Source organism: Thioclava sp. IC9 (assembly GCF_002213225.1).
GTDB lineage: Bacteria > Pseudomonadota > Alphaproteobacteria > Rhodobacterales > Rhodobacteraceae > Thioclava > Thioclava nitratireducens.
In genome coordinates this window covers 194628-208429 of record NZ_NBNX01000002.1, presented here as the reverse complement: position 1 = coordinate 208429, position 13802 = coordinate 194628, and the positions used below count along the sequence as shown (strand labels likewise).

Here is a 13802-nt window from a genome sequence, read left to right as displayed (position 1 = left end):
CGCGCCGGTGTCGTCGTGCTGGATCAACACGGTGCGGGCAGGCCGGTTCCCGAACCGCCCGCGTGCGAGGTCAGATGCCGCAGCCGATCGCCTTCGCGAAACGCGCGGGCGAGGTGTCGTCAGCGATGCGTCTCCATGCCACGGTTTGCTTGGGCGTGACCGAGAGAGACAGCAGACCCGACCAGTCGAAACTGGCGACGATCATCTCCGGCCCGGCGCCGCAATCGCGCAGGCCGCCCATGATCGTGTCCGAGCCGAAGTGGTGATTGGTGAATCTCCCGCCCGCGAAGCTCGGGTGCAGCGCGCCGTTGCGATATTCGAAAATCCGCAAGACGCCCAGCCGATGCGGCGCGTCGATCAGCGCGATGTCGAGATGTCCGTTGCCATCGAAATCCGCGACGCCGATGGGCGCGAGCCAATGGTTCGGCTCTCCCACGAAATCGGTCGCGGCGAGGAACTTCGGTTTGCCGGATTTTACCGTGAGCACGAGGAGCCGCGAACCCAGCCGGAGATGCGATTGCACCACGATCACCTCGTCGATCCCGTCGCCGTCGAGATCGCTCAGGCGTGGTGCCGTGTCCTCATAGACGAGATCGGGATCGAGGCGCAGGTCGTAGGTCAGCGTGCTGTGGCCTGAGAACAGCCCCTTGGCGTCGCCTGCCTTGCGGGTCACGTCGATCTGGAGATTCGTGAATTCATGCTCGGGGCCGAGTGCGTGGTGACCGTAGCGATCCGTGGGCTCGGTGAACCGCGCGGCGACCGACATTTCGGCCCGCGCGGGCAGGGCGGCAGCGGTGACCAGCGCAAAGGCGAGGGTCACCGCGCGGCGCATCAGATCTGCTTTTCGGGAAGGTTGACGATCAAGCCGTCGAGTTCGTCTGTGACCTTGATCTGGCAGGTCAGGCGCGAGGTGACGGGATCGGGTTCGTACGCGAAATCAAGCATGTCTTCTTCCATCGGATCGCGCGGAGGCAGTTTCTCGATCCAGTCCTTGTCGACATAGACGTGGCAGGTGGAACAGGCGCAGGCGCCACCGCAATCGGCGTCGATGCCGGGCACGCCATTGTCGCGCGCGCCTTCCATCACGGTCATGCCGGGCTTCACGTCGATCTCGTGACGGGTGCCGTTGAATTCGACATAGGTGATTTTCGCCATAGCTCGGGGCCTCTTGTTCGTGATCAAAACGCGAATGCCGGCGGGGCCGGTCGCAAGTGATCTAAGCTGCTTTCGGCGATTTGGCCAGAGGTGGGCGGTCACGGGCAAGGGATTGCCGCGGCGTGGATATTGGCTACTCTGCGCGCCGAGGCAGGCGGAGACGAGAATGCGGCAGATCGCTGAAAACTTCGGCACGGCGCGTGCGATGCTGGTCGCGCTGGGTGTTGCGATGGGGCTGGCGGGCTGTCAGCCCGGCACGCAGGGGGCGTACGCTACTCCGAAGGACCCGCCCGCCAAGACGCTCGCCCATGTGCTGCAAAGCCGTCCGTCCGCTGATGATGCGCGGGGCTGCTTCACCGAACTCAAAGGCCCTGCCAAGGTCGAGACGGTGACTGGACAGGTAGAGGTGATCCCCGAACAGCGCGATCCGAAGACCGGCAAGGTCACGCAGCCCGCGATCTACCGCGAATTGAGCGGCCAGAAGCTCGTCGATAGCGGCAAGCCGCGCTATTTCGAATCCGTTTGCTCGGAGGATCTGACGCCCGCTTTCGTTGCGATGACGCAGCGTGCGCTGGCGCTGCGCGGGCTCTATTCCGGCCCCGCCGACGGCAAGCTGGACCCGGCGACGGGCCGCGCGATCGCGGCCTATCAGGCGCCGCGCGGCCTCGACAGCCCGACGCTCTCGGTGCGCGCAGCACAGGAACTCGGCCTCTATATCTGGTCGGACTGAGCCCTCTCACGCCGCCATCGCGGCGCCGCACAGCCCTCTGCGCAGGCGGCGGGCTTGTGCCGGTCGGCGGAACCGTCTCTAACCGGGGATCAAGGGATCAGGGGGCACCATGCGAAAGTTATTCGGCAGTAACCTGCGCTTCATGCGCGACAACGCCCGCTGGCTCGGCGCGGGTTTCCTGCTGACGCTGTTCTCGTCTTTCGGGCAGACTTTCTTCATCGGCCTGTCGGGCAATGATATCCGGGCGACATTCGGCCTGTCGGGCGGCACCTTCGGCGCGCTCTACATGGTGGCGACGCTGGCCTCGGCCTCGACGTTGCCCTTCCTCGGGCGCACGCTCGATCTGATGCCCGGCTGGAAGGTGGTGCGCTTCACCATCCCGCTGCTGGCGCTGGCCTGTGTCGGGATCACGCTCGCGCCGAACCTGATCTTCCTGACTCTCGCGATCTACATGCTGCGGCTCTTCGGGCAGGGCATGATGACCGAGATCGCTTTCACCGAGATCGGTCGCTGGTTCGTCGCGAGCCGCGGCAAGGCGATGTCGCTGGTCGTTCCGGGCCAACCCTTCGGCTCCGCGGTGTTGCCGATTCTCGTGGTGTTGGTCGCGCAGGCGAGCGGCAACTGGCACCTCGCATGGTGGCTCTCGGCGGCGTTGCTGGTGGTGATCGCATGGCCGCTCCTGATGCACCTGATGCAGGTCGAGCGGGTGCCCAACGCCACCGAGGTGCAATCGAGCGCATCGGGCACAGCGCGCGACTGGACCCGCGCGGAGGTGATCCGCGATCCGGTCTTCTACATGCTGCTGGCAGGGCTGCTCGCACCGCCCTTCATCGGTACGGTGATTTTCTTCCATCAGGGCTACCTGACGGAGTTGCGCGGCTACTCCCCGCTCGCCTTCGCCGCGGCCTTTCCGGTGATGTCGGCGGCCACTGTGGGCTTCGGCTTTGTCTGCGGCGGGCTGATTGACCGGTTCGGCGCGCTGCGCCTGCTTCCATTTGTACTGGCGCCGCTGACGCTGGCCTCGCTGACGGTCGCGCTCGTGACGCCGGTCTGGGGCGTCTATGTCTTCATGGGCCTTCTGGGCATGTCGAACGGGTTCACAGGGACGCTGATGGGCGCGCTCTGGCCCGAGGTTTACGGCGTGAAAAACCTGGGCGGCATCCGCGCGATCATAGTGGCCTCGATGGTGCTCTCGACCGCAGTGGGGCCCGGGATCACCGGCGTGCTGATCGATATGGGGGTGGAGCTTCCGACCCAGATGCTGGGCATGGCGCTGTGGTGCGTGATCGCCGCCGGAAGCCTGACCATTGCCGCCCGTCGGGTGCAGGCGCGCGAAGCGCAATGAAAAAGGCGCCCTGCGGGGCGCCTTCTCATTCGTCTTGAACGGTGCGGATCACTCCACGGGGAGTGCCACGAAACGCGGCTCGCCGGCGCGGCGGATCAAGAGCAGGATCGACTTGCGCCCGGCCTCTTTCGCCGCCTGCACGCGCTCTTCGAAATCGCCGACCGCGGAGACAGGTTTCTGTCCGACCTCGGTGATCAGGTCACCGACACGCAGGCCCTTCTCGAAGGCCGAGGAAGTCTCGTCGATCTGCTTGATGACGAGGCCGTTCGCTTCTTTGGTCAGGCCCATCTCGGTGCGCAGGTCATCGGTGAGCGGCGTCACGGTCAGGCCGAGCATGTCCTTCTCGACCTCCTGCGGGGCCTGAACGGCTTTCGGGGGCTGCTCGCCCTCGGCGGCCTCACGGCGGCCCAGCGTCACCAGAAGCGTCTTGGTCTCTCCATCGCGAAGCACGGTCACGCGGACTTTCTCGCCCACCGGAGCATCGGCCACGCGGCGCACCAGATCGCGGGTGTTCTTGACCTCGCCGCCATCAAACGAGGTGATCACGTCGCCCGACTGGATACCGGCTTCCTTGGCGGGGCCGTCCGGCACTTCCGAGACCATCGCGCCTTCCGGCTTGGGCAGGCCCATCGCCTCGGCCATGTCGGCGGTGACGTCCTGGATCTTCACGCCTAGCCAGCCGCGCCGCGTCTCGCCGTATTCCTTGAGCTGTTCGACAACCTTCTGGACCACGTTCGATGCCATCGAAAAGCCGATCCCGATCGAGCCGCCATTGGGCGACAGGATCGCGGTGTTCACGCCGACGACCTCACCTTGCATGTCGAAGAGCGGGCCGCCGGAGTTGCCGCGGTTGATCGCCGCATCGGTCTGCAGGTAGTCGTCATAGCTGCCCGAGAGCTCGCGGTTGCGCGCGGAGATGATCCCGGCCGAAGCGGAGAAGCCCTGGCCCAGCGGGTTGCCCATCGCCATCACCCAGTCGCCCACCCGCACGGCGTCGCTGTCGCCGAAGGCCACGAAGGGCAGGGGGGAGTCGCTCTCGACCTTCAGCAGAGCGATGTCGGTTTTCGGGTCGGTGCCTACGAGTTTCGCATCGAGCCGCTTGCCCGAAAAAAACTCGATCTCGATCTCGTCTGCATCTTCGATGACGTGGTTGTTGGTGACGATGTAGCCGTCTTCCGAGATCACGAAGCCCGAGCCGAGCGCGTTCGAGCGGCGCGGTGCGCCCCGCCCGTTCGGGCCATTTGGCCCGTTCGGGTTCGGCAGGCCGAAATCGCGGAACAGATCCTCGAAGGGCGAGCCGGGCGGAAAATTCGGCATGTTGCCGGTCGGTGCGGCCACCGTGGTCGAGGTGGTGATGTTTACCACCGAATTGGACACCTGATCGACAAGTTCTGCAAAGCTTTCGGGGGCGGCGCGGGCATAGGCCGGCGCGGCCAGCGGTGCGAAGGCGAGCGCGACGGCAAGCGTCGCGGCGCTGAATCCGGCGCGCAGAGTCGATCCGGGTCCGGTGAGGAAATTCATGTAGCTCTCCCTTGCTTCGCCGGTCCGGAGGCCGGCGCGATGCTCTCTTTGAGTTGAAATGTAGGAGCAGCGAGGGACGAAGGGAAGTTATTCGCCAAAATTCACGACAGGAAATTGCGTCGCAGGGGGGCGAAGCGGGCGCTCTCTTGCGCCTAAGATGCGGGGAACTGAGCGGTTATCCGAAGACGCGCAGCGCCCAGAGGATCGCCACGCCCGCTGCCAGAGTCGCAAGGCCAAGCGTGCGCCGCTGCCCCGCCGACATGGCGCGCAGCGCGTCCAGCGCCTGCTCGATACGTGAAGGGGCCAGCGCAAGCGCCAGCCCCTCGATCACAAGGACCAGTCCTAGACCGGTCAAAAGCATCGCCATCACTGGCCGACCTGGCTCGCAGATTCGTTGCCCCGGCTTGCACCGGTTTCGGGCCCCGGGTTCTCCCCGATCGAGCGCAGGAAGCGCCCGTAATCGAAGTAGAGGCTGTCGGGCTGCGTCACCAGCGACGAAGTCTGCGTCTTCATCGACTGCGCGTAGAATTGCAGCGCGCGGACGAATGCGAAGAACTGGCGATCCTTGCCATACGCATCCGCATAGACCTTGTTGGCCTGCGCATCGGCTTCGCCGCGCACGATCTCGGCCTGCTTCTTGGCCTCGGACGTGACCTCGACCGCAGTACGGTCGGCGGTTGCGCGGATGCGCTGTGCGGCCTCGGCGCCGCGGGCGCGCTCGTCTGCGGCCTCGCGCTCACGCTCTGCCCGCATCCGGCCATAGGTGGAGGCCAGGTTCTGCTCGGGCAGGTCGGTGCGGGTCAGACGCACGTCGATCACGTCGACGCCCAGCGAGAGCGCCTCGCGCCGTGCCAGATCGCGGATCCGGTTCATCAGCGGCGTCCGGTCGTCCGACAGCACCGCCGTCGAGGGGACCGAGCCCAGAACTTCGCGGATCGCGTTGTTCAGGATGCCATCGATGCGGCTCTTGGCGATCTGCTCGCCGCCCCCGCCCACGGCTTCGCGGAATTTTACCGCATCGACAATGCGCCAGCGCGCGAAGGCGTCGACCACGAGACGGCGGTCGTCCTCGGGTGTGACTTCGAGCGGTTGCGTGGTGAGGCTCAGGATGCGGTCGTCATATTTGACGATCGTATCCACGATCGGGATCTTGTAACCGAGACCCGGCTCCGTCTTCACCTGCTGCACCTCACCGAAGCGCAGCACGAGGGCTTTTTCACGCTCGTCCACCACGAAGACCGAGTTCAGCCCGAGGAAGATCAGAACAACGAGAACGGCAATTGCGATAGGTCCGCGCATCAGTTGCTTCCTCCATTGTTGGCGGTCGATTTGGTGGTGCTGGGTGCCGAGCTGTTCGACGTCGAGCTGGAGTTCTTGCGCAACTGGTCGAGCGGCAGGTAGGGCACAACCCCACCGGCGCCGTCCTTGGTGTCCACGACAACCTTGTCCACATTTTGCAACAGCTTGCCCATGGTCTCGTAGAACATCCGGCGCTTGGTCACTTCGGGCGCTTTCTCGTATTCCGTCAGGATCGAGTTGAAGCGCGCGGCGTCACCTTCGGCTGCGTTCACGATCTGCGCGCGGTAGCCTTCGGCCTCTTCCTTGACCTGAGCGGCCTCACCACGGGCACCTGCCGTCACCTTGTTGGCATAGGCGTCGGCCTCTTTCTCGAGGCGGTCCCGCTCCTGCTGCGCGGCCTGCACTTCGCGGAAGCTGTCAATCACCTCGCGCGGCGGATCGGCGCGGTTGAAGTTCACGCGGACGATGTTGATGCCCGCATCGTAGCTGTCGAGCGTCTTTTGCACCGCCGTGCGCAGATCGGCCGCGATCTCGCCACGCGCGGTCGACAGGATCGGCGCGAGGTTCGAGCGCGCGATGATGTCGCGCATCGCGGATTCGGAGACCGCGCGGATCGTGTCCTGCGGATCGCCGAGGTTGAACAGGTATTTCGCCGGATCGCTGATGTTCCAGACCACCTGGAACTCCAGATCGACGATGTTCTGGTCGCCGGTCAGCATGAGGCCGGTATCGTTCGTGCCGGCACGGCCGGAGCCGATATCAACGGTCTGTTCGCGGGTCACCGGAACCTTGGTGTAGGTGAGGAAGGGCCACGGCGCGAGATTCAGGCCGGGGCCCTTGGTCGCGTGGTAGCGCCCGAACATGAGCTCCACCGAGCGTTCTTCAGGGTTTACCTTGTAGAGCGAGGAGCCGAGCCAGATCGCCACCACGGCCACGAGGCCTATGATCACGGCGATCTTGGTCGGGAAGGGGGGCTTGCCGCCTCCGCCGCCATTGGGACGGTTGGGGCGATTGCCTCCGCCCTTGCCGCCCATCAGCACGCGGAGCTGCTCGGAGCCCTTGCGCATGAATTCCTCGATTTCGGGGATCTGGCCGCCCTCACCGGGACGTCGCTGACCGGGGCGTTTGTCTTCGCGGTCGTCATCGCGGTCGTCGCCGCCACCGCCTCCGCCGCCCCAGGGGCCTCCGTTGCTCATATGCTCCTCACCTTTCCGTTATCTTCTCGGACAGTTGGGTATCTTTTCCGTGATTTCAATAATGTCTTACCGGGTTCCGCATGGTCACGAGCTCTTCGCCCATCGTCGGGTGGACCGCGCAGGTCGCGTCGAACTGTTCCTTGGTCGCCCCCATCTTGACGGCGATGCCGACCATCTGGATCAATTCGCCCGCTTCGGGCGCGACGATATGGCAACCCAGCACGCGGCGCGTTTCGCGACACACGATCAGTTTCATCAACACACGCGCGTCGGAGCCCGCAAAGCTCGAGCGCATCGGCCGGAAGCTGGAGACGTAGACCTCGGCATTGCCGCGCTCCTCGGCCTCTTCCTCGGTGATGCCGACGGTGCCGAATTCGGGCTGGGTGAAGACGGCGGAGGCGACCAGTTCGTGGTCCGAGGGCCGGGCGTTCGCGCCGAAGACGGTGTCGGCGAAAGCGTGGCCCTCGCGGATCGCGACCGGGGTCAGGTTGATGCGGTCGGTCACATCGCCCACGGCGAAGATCGAGGGCACGTTGGTCTGCGACCATTGGTCGACCATGACCTCGCCGCGCTCGCCCAGTTCCACGCCTGCTGCTTCGAGGCCGAGCCCCTCGGTGTTCGGCGTGCGACCCGTCGCGTAGAGCACCGCGTCGAACTCGTCCTCGCGCCCGTCGCCGCAGGTCACTTTCAGGCAGTTCTCGGTCTTCTCGATCTCGGTTATGACGACATGGGTGTGAATTTCGATGCCGCTCGCCTGCATCTGGTCGACGATCAGGTCGCGTGCCTCGCCGTCGAAGCCGCGCAGCAGCGGCGAGCGGTTGTATTGCGTGACCTGCACGCCCAATCCGTTGAGGATGCAGGCGAATTCACAGGCGATATAACCGCCGCCGACGATCAGGATGCGCTCAGGCAAGGTGTCGAGCTTGAAGATGTCGTTCGAAGTCATCACCAGGTCGCAGCCCGGGAACTCGGGTACGAAGGGCCGTCCGCCGACCGCGACGAGGATGTGCTTGGTGGTGATCTTCGTGCCATCGGCCAGCGTGACCTCATGCGGGCCCGAAACCGTCGCGCGCTGGTCAAAGACCTTCACGCCCGCGTTTTCCTGTCCCCGGCGGTAGATCGCTTCGAGCCGGTCGAGCTCCGCATCCAGCTTGCCGCGGAACCCGGGCCAGTCGAATTGACCTGCATCGGCGCTCCAGCCATAGGCGCGCGCCTCCTCGATGGCCGCCGGCGCGGTGGAGGCGAAGACCATCAGTTTCTTCGGGACGCAGCCGCGAATGACGCAGGTGCCGCCCATCCGGTATTCCTCGGCCAGCGCGACGCGCGCACCGTGACCGGCGGAAATCCGGGCCGCTCGCACCCCGCCCGAGCCGCCGCCGATGACGAAGAGATCATAGTCGAAGCTCATGGGAGGCCTTCCTTCCTTGTGGTCCTTGCGCATTGGCTTAGCGGTCCATGCGCTCAGGAGCAAGGCGGGGGAGGGAGGGTGAGGCGCGCGGAACGGGGATGCGGCGCAGCTTTGCATCCCCGGGCGCGCGCCGCGCGGATCAATCCATGTCGCGGAAGATATTCTCGTCCTCGGCGAACTCGATGGTCTCGTTGGCGACCGTGCCCTCATTGATGTCGCGGATCTCGACCTTGCCGTCGGTGCCGCCGATGATGACCTTGTCGCAGATGTCGATGAAGAGGCCGTTCTCGACGACGCCGGGAATCTGGTTCAGCACCAACGCCAGCTGACGCGGGTTGCCAATGCGGTTGAGGTGCAGATCGACGATATAATTGCCCTCGTCGGTCACGAAGGGCTGCTGACCGTTCAGGCGCAGTGAAGTCTGGCGGCCCATTACATCCATCGAGTCCAGCAGTTCCTCGATCAGCGCGCGGGTGACCTGCCAGCCGAAGGGGACGACCTCGACGGGCAGGGGGAAGGCGCCCAGATGGTTCACTTCCTTGGAGGCGTCGGTGATGACGATCATCTGGTCCGACGCGGTGGCCACGATCTTTTCCTGCAGCAGCGCGCCGCCGCCGCCCTTCACGAGGTTCAGGTCGGGGTCGAATTCGTCCGCCCCGTCGATCGTGATGTCGAGCCATTTCGCCTCGTCGAGGGCCACGACCTTGATGCCGACCTGACGCGCGAGATCGGCGGTGCGGGTCGAGGTCGGAACCCCGATCAGTTGCAGGCCTTCATCGCGAATACGCTCGCCAAGGCAGCGCACCATCCAAGCGGCGGTCGAGCCGGTGCCGAGGCCCACGCGCATCCCGTCTTCGACGAAGTCAACGGCACGGCGGGCGGCGGCGAATTTCGCCTTGTCGATCGGGGAGAGGTCGGCAGCCATTTGGCACTCCATTCATGGGCAGTCTGAGTTGCGGATGCTTATAGGCAATCCGGGGCGTTCAGGCGAGCGCTTTGTCGATCCTTGCTAAGCGCAGGAGGAATTGTCGCATCCCGCCCGCCATTAGCCGCGCGGCATCGGATCGGGAGTCGGTGCCGTGCCTGATCCGCGAAGGCGTGGTCATTGCCGAGCGTCCTTTCGCCCGTCAGGTTGCGCGAAACTCCTCCATGTCGCGTCAACGATGTTGCTTTTGCGCGTGACGGGGTCGTTTTGGGGCTGTTGGTCGGCGGGCGAAACCGGCAGTCTGGGCCCAAATCAGGGCAGGGAGGTCGCATGTTTCTGAGCGTATTCGACATCTTCAAGATCGGCGTCGGTCCGTCCTCGTCGCATACGATGGGGCCGATGGTGGCGGGCGCGCGGTTTCTCGACGCGCTCCGGGCCTCGCCCTTCACCGCGCATGGGGTGCGGGTACGGCTGCACGGCTCGCTCGCCTTTACCGGCAAGGGCCATGCGACGGACCGCGCGGCGATCCTCGGGCTCGCGGGCGTGGTGCCCGAGAGCTACGATAACGATCTGGCCGAGAAATTGCTGGCCGCGAATGCGCGCGATCACCTGTTGAAGCCTGACGGATTGCCGCCGCTGGCCTTCGACCCCGAGGCCGATCTGATCTTCGACTACGACACGTCGCTGCCCGGCCACGCCAACGGCATGGTGATCGAGGCGCGCGACGCGCAGGGCGACGTGTTGATGCACGAGGTCTATTACTCGATCGGCGGTGGCTTCGTGCGCACAGAAGCCGAACTGGCCGCGGTCGACGATGCGGCCCGCGACGCGCCGAGCCCGGTGCCGTTTCCCTTCAAGACCGCCGAGGAAATGCTGGCGATGGCCCATGCCTCCGGGCTGAGCATCGCGCAGATGAAGCGGCGCAACGAGGCGCGCTTCCGTGGTCCGAAGGAGATCGACGAGGGTCTCTCGAAAATCTGGGTCACGATGCGCGATTGCATGGAGCGCGGATTGACGAGCGAGGGCGAATTGCCAGGCGGGTTGCGGGTCAAGCGCCGTGCCAAGGCGATCCATGAGAGCCTGAAGGCGGATTGGGGCCAGAACCTCGCACCGCCGCACCAGATCAACGACTGGATCTCGGCCTATGCGATGGCGGTGAACGAGGAAAATGCCGCCGGCGGGCAGGTCGTCACTGCACCTACGAACGGAGCGGCGGGTGTGCTGCCTTCGGTGATCCGCTACTGGCTCGATCATGTGCCTTCCGCATCCTCCGCGAAAATCCCCGATTTCCTGCTGACCGCGGCGGCGGTCGGCGGGCTGATCAAGACCAACGCGTCGATCTCGGGCGCCGAATGCGGCTGTCAGGCTGAAGTCGGATCGGCGGCGGCGATGGCGGCGGCGGGACTGGCCGCCGTGCTGGGAGGCACGCCTGAGCAGATCGAGAACGCGGCCGAAATCGCGCTGGAGCACCACCTCGGCATGACCTGCGATCCGGTAAAGGGGCTGGTGCAGGTGCCCTGTATCGAGCGCAACGGTCTGGGCGCGATCAAAGCGGTGTCGGCGGCTTCGCTGGCGCTGCGCGGAGACGGCACGCATTTCGTGCCGCTGGACGCGGCGATCGAAACGATGCGCCAGACGGGCCGCGACATGCACGAGCATTACAAGGAAACGAGCCTGGGTGGGCTAGCGGTGAACGTGCCGAACTGCTGAGGATGCATTATCCGTGCTGAGGGCCTCGCCCGATCGCGGGTGGGCGCTCACGCGATAGGTGGCGGGTACTTAATTGTGCCATTTCTCCCCAAGACCGAGCGCGCGCAGGTTGCGCGAAAGCGCCCTGGGGGGCGGTCGGGCGCGGCCCGGGGTGGTCGCCCGGGCGGGCCATCACTTCGAGGGAAGCCACCAAAACACGCTCCCCCTTGACTTTTAGCGCCATCACGCGCATTTAGCCCACATCGCCGCGCTGCCGCGTGAGCAAGCCGCGCCCGAGAGAGGCGCACCGGCGATACCTCCCGAGTTCCCATTCACGCAGGGTTCTGACACGCGAGACCGGACCACGCGGGACTAGCCCGCCTGTCCCGAGGTCTGCGTCAACCTGCGCTCCGGACACTCCCGTCCGGGCTGATCGCCGTGCGCATCCCCGCGTGGGAGCCTCGGCCATAAAGGATAGGCATTGTCCGATTTCTCTTCGCTGGGGCTCTCCCCGGCCATTCTCAAGTCGCTCGCACGCGCCAAATTCACCCAGCCGACCCCGATTCAGGAAAAGGCGATTCCGCTGGTTCTTGCGGGCCATGACGTGCTGGGCCTCGCCCAGACCGGCACCGGCAAGACGCTGGCATTCGGCCTGCCGCTCATCGACAAACTGATGGCGCAGCCGGGCAAACCTTCGCCCAAGACCTGCAAGGCGCTGATCCTCGCGCCGACCCGCGAACTGGTGAACCAGATCGCCGACAACCTCTCGGGGCTCGTTCAGGGTACCAAGATGAATGTCGCCACCGTCGTCGGCGGCCAGTCGATCAACCGTCAGATCACCATGATGCATCGCGGCAACGACATTCTCGTCGCGACCCCGGGCCGTCTGATCGACCTTATGGATCGCGGCGCGGTCGACCTGCGCTACACCCGCCATCTGGTGCTCGACGAGGCCGACCAGATGCTCGACCTCGGTTTCATCCACGCGCTTCGCAAGATCGCATCGCGCCTTGGCACCCCGCGCCAGACGCTGCTGTTCTCGGCCACGATGCCGAAGCAGATGGAGGAGATCTCGCAGGCCTACCTCACCGATCCCAAGCGCGTGCAGGTCTCGCCGCCCGGCAAGGCCGCCGACAAGATCACCCAGTCGGTGCACTTCCTCGACTCCAAGGCCGAGAAGGCCCGCAAGCTGCGCGATATCCTCTCGGCCGATATGGGCGCGCTGACGCTCGTTTTCGCCCGCACCAAGCATGGCGCGGAAAAGCTGATGAAGAGCCTGCGCGCCGACGGCTACAACGCGGAATCGATCCACGGCAACAAATCGCAAGGCCAGCGTGACCGCGCGATCAAGGGCTTCCGCGATGGCAAGGTCAACGTGCTGGTCGCGACCGATGTGGCTGCGCGCGGGATCGACATTCCGGGCGTGTCCTATGTCGTGAACTTCGACCTGCCGGACGTGCCGGATGCCTATGTCCACCGTATCGGGCGCACCGCGCGCGCCGGTCGCGAGGGCGAGGCGATTGCCTTCTGCTCGCCGGACGAGGCGGATAACTTCTTGCAGATCGAAAAGCTGATGAAGATCGAGATCCCGACCGCGAGCGGCGAACGCCCGTCCGAGGCCGTGCGCCCCTCCGCGCGCGCAGGTCGTGGCCGCGGTCGCGGCGGTCAGCGCTCCGGCGGCAACAAGGGTCGCGGCGGCAAGCCCCAGGGCAAACCGCAGGGGCAGGGGCAAGGCCAGGTTCAAGCTCAGGCCCAAGCGCGCTCGAAACCGCGCGCGGAAGCCAAGCCCAAGGTCGACGCCGGCGGCAACGCTACGCCGAAGCGGCGTCGCCCGCGTCGGCGCAACGCAGGCGCTGCATGAAATTGACACCGGGCCGCATCGCAAGATGCGGCCCGTTTCAGTTCGACCGTCCGGTCTATGTGAGGCGCGTCCGAACGATCCAACCGAAACGCATCCACTGCCTTCACCTGCATCGCTTCAATGTGATGTCTAACGCCGCGGCGAAGCCGTTTGCAGAAAAATCGAAAACGCCCACTTTCGGAATGGAAACGTAGAAATTCGCCTTCCCGCCTGCCGCCTCGACTCGTTTTAGCGCGTTGATCGCAAGCTTGTCGGTCCGTTCATCCACCCAGGCATATTGTCCGGTCGAACGCAGACGGAATTTGCTCTGCCCGATGGTGATGGTCATTCCGCCAGAGCGCGGCAGCCGTCGGTCGGCATAAACGGACACCTCCGGTTGCCTCCCCGAATGCTTCGTAACCGCGACGTAGAGAAGCGAGCCATTCAGCAGAATGCGCCGATCATTCGCGGTCGCGACCCAGCAGGTCTTGATGGTTCCGTTTCTCTCTTCGAAAACGCTCCACTTCCCGACATTGCCGATGCTATCGGCGGCGTGAGATGGCGAGAGCGCACCGAGAGCAATCAGGGCGGCGCAGGAAAGTACTCTGAGAAGAAGGCTCATGCGCGTTCCTCCGACCAACGCCATCTACCTCGCCCCATAAGGGCAAGGTAATGATAGGATAATTTTAGTTAG

General features: G+C 65.1%; 13 protein-coding genes. 4 read left to right on the top strand and 9 right to left on the bottom strand.

Features of this window, described 5'->3' with window-relative positions:
- Positions 1–70: 70 nt before the first annotated feature.
- The gene (locus B6V76_RS06425) at positions 71–832 is read right to left on the bottom strand and encodes a VCBS repeat-containing protein (protein WP_088726990.1); all 762 of its coding nucleotides are present in this window, start codon (positions 830–832) and stop codon (positions 71–73) included.
- The gene (locus tag B6V76_RS06420) at positions 832–1155 is read right to left on the bottom strand and encodes a 2Fe-2S iron-sulfur cluster-binding protein (protein ID WP_075776110.1); all 324 of its coding nucleotides are present in this window, start codon (positions 1153–1155) and stop codon (positions 832–834) included. The genes B6V76_RS06425 and B6V76_RS06420 overlap by 1 nt, the downstream gene beginning before the upstream one ends.
- A gap of 166 nt (positions 1156–1321) precedes the next feature.
- Here B6V76_RS06420 and B6V76_RS06415 point away from each other — a divergent pair, with 166 nt between their 5' ends.
- Both B6V76_RS06415 and B6V76_RS06410 read left to right on the top strand, forming a co-directional pair.
- Positions 1322–1885, top strand: a complete 564-nt coding sequence (locus B6V76_RS06415) for a peptidoglycan-binding domain-containing protein (RefSeq protein WP_077701156.1) — start codon at positions 1322–1324, stop codon at positions 1883–1885.
- A 109-nt stretch (positions 1886–1994) separates the two neighbouring features.
- Positions 1995–3230 (top strand): MFS transporter, encoded by a 1236-nt coding sequence (locus B6V76_RS06410; RefSeq protein ID WP_088726989.1) that lies wholly within the window; start codon positions 1995–1997, stop codon positions 3228–3230.
- A 48-nt stretch (positions 3231–3278) separates the two neighbouring features.
- On the opposite strand, the gene B6V76_RS06405 is transcribed toward B6V76_RS06410, so the two are convergent.
- The 6 genes from B6V76_RS06405 to rpiA form a co-directional block, all read right to left on the bottom strand.
- A complete protein-coding gene (locus B6V76_RS06405) occupies positions 3279–4751 on the bottom strand; it encodes a DegQ family serine endoprotease (RefSeq protein WP_088726988.1) in 1473 nt (490 codons plus the stop codon).
- Between the two features lie 175 nt (positions 4752–4926).
- A complete protein-coding gene (locus B6V76_RS06400) occupies positions 4927–5118 on the bottom strand; it encodes a DUF2065 family protein (RefSeq protein WP_075776108.1) in 192 nt (63 codons plus the stop codon).
- A complete protein-coding gene (locus B6V76_RS06395; protein ID WP_166504572.1) occupies positions 5118–6053 on the bottom strand; it encodes a protease modulator HflC in 936 nt (311 codons plus the stop codon). Before B6V76_RS06395 ends, B6V76_RS06400 begins: the two co-directional genes overlap by 1 nt.
- Positions 6050–7246, bottom strand: a complete 1197-nt coding sequence (gene hflK, locus B6V76_RS06390) for an FtsH protease activity modulator HflK (protein WP_075776107.1) — start codon at positions 7244–7246, stop codon at positions 6050–6052. Before hflK ends, B6V76_RS06395 begins: the two co-directional genes overlap by 4 nt.
- Before the next feature lie 55 nt (positions 7247–7301).
- A complete protein-coding gene (gene gor / locus B6V76_RS06385) occupies positions 7302–8654 on the bottom strand; it encodes a glutathione-disulfide reductase (protein ID WP_088719033.1) in 1353 nt (450 codons plus the stop codon).
- Between the two features lie 139 nt (positions 8655–8793).
- A complete protein-coding gene (gene rpiA / locus B6V76_RS06380; protein ID WP_075776105.1) occupies positions 8794–9579 on the bottom strand; it encodes a ribose-5-phosphate isomerase RpiA in 786 nt (261 codons plus the stop codon).
- 330 nt (positions 9580–9909) lie between these two features.
- On the opposite strand from rpiA, the gene B6V76_RS06375 reads away from it, so the two are divergent.
- A complete protein-coding gene (locus tag B6V76_RS06375) occupies positions 9910–11289 on the top strand; it encodes an L-serine ammonia-lyase (protein WP_088719032.1) in 1380 nt (459 codons plus the stop codon).
- Between the two features lie 460 nt (positions 11290–11749).
- Positions 11750–13129 carry a DEAD/DEAH box helicase gene (locus B6V76_RS06370; protein WP_088726986.1) on the top strand — a complete coding sequence of 460 codons (1380 nt, stop codon included), beginning with the start codon at positions 11750–11752 and terminating at the stop codon, positions 13127–13129.
- A 103-nt stretch (positions 13130–13232) separates the two neighbouring features.
- On the opposite strand, the gene B6V76_RS06365 is transcribed toward B6V76_RS06370, so the two are convergent.
- On the bottom strand, positions 13233–13730 hold the full coding sequence (locus tag B6V76_RS06365; protein WP_088726985.1) for a hypothetical protein: 498 nt from the start codon (positions 13728–13730) through the stop codon (positions 13233–13235).
- Between the last annotated feature and the right edge of the window lie 72 nt (positions 13731–13802).

Bases quoted from the DNA above. Each gene is read 5' to 3' on its own strand.
- B6V76_RS06410 (WP_088726989.1), top strand. From the start codon at position 1,995: ATGCGAAAGTTATTCGGCAGTAACCTGCGCTTCATGCGCGACAACGCC.
- B6V76_RS06375 (WP_088719032.1), top strand. From the start codon at position 9,910: ATGTTTCTGAGCGTATTCGACATCTTCAAGATCGGCGTCGGTCCGTCC.
- B6V76_RS06365 (WP_088726985.1), bottom strand. From the start codon at position 13,730: ATGAGCCTTCTTCTCAGAGTACTTTCCTGCGCCGCCCTGATTGCTCTC.
- B6V76_RS06425 (WP_088726990.1), bottom strand. From the start codon at position 832: ATGCGCCGCGCGGTGACCCTCGCCTTTGCGCTGGTCACCGCTGCCGCC.
- B6V76_RS06405 (WP_088726988.1), bottom strand. From the start codon at position 4,751: ATGAATTTCCTCACCGGACCCGGATCGACTCTGCGCGCCGGATTCAGC.
- B6V76_RS06400 (WP_075776108.1), bottom strand. From the start codon at position 5,118: ATGGCGATGCTTTTGACCGGTCTAGGACTGGTCCTTGTGATCGAGGGG.
- hflK (WP_075776107.1), bottom strand. From the start codon at position 7,246: ATGAGCAACGGAGGCCCCTGGGGCGGCGGAGGCGGTGGCGGCGACGAC.
- B6V76_RS06420 (WP_075776110.1), bottom strand. From the start codon at position 1,155: ATGGCGAAAATCACCTATGTCGAATTCAACGGCACCCGTCACGAGATC.
- rpiA (WP_075776105.1), bottom strand. From the start codon at position 9,579: ATGGCTGCCGACCTCTCCCCGATCGACAAGGCGAAATTCGCCGCCGCC.
- B6V76_RS06415 (WP_077701156.1), top strand. From the start codon at position 1,322: ATGCGGCAGATCGCTGAAAACTTCGGCACGGCGCGTGCGATGCTGGTC.
- gor (WP_088719033.1), bottom strand. From the start codon at position 8,654: ATGAGCTTCGACTATGATCTCTTCGTCATCGGCGGCGGCTCGGGCGGG.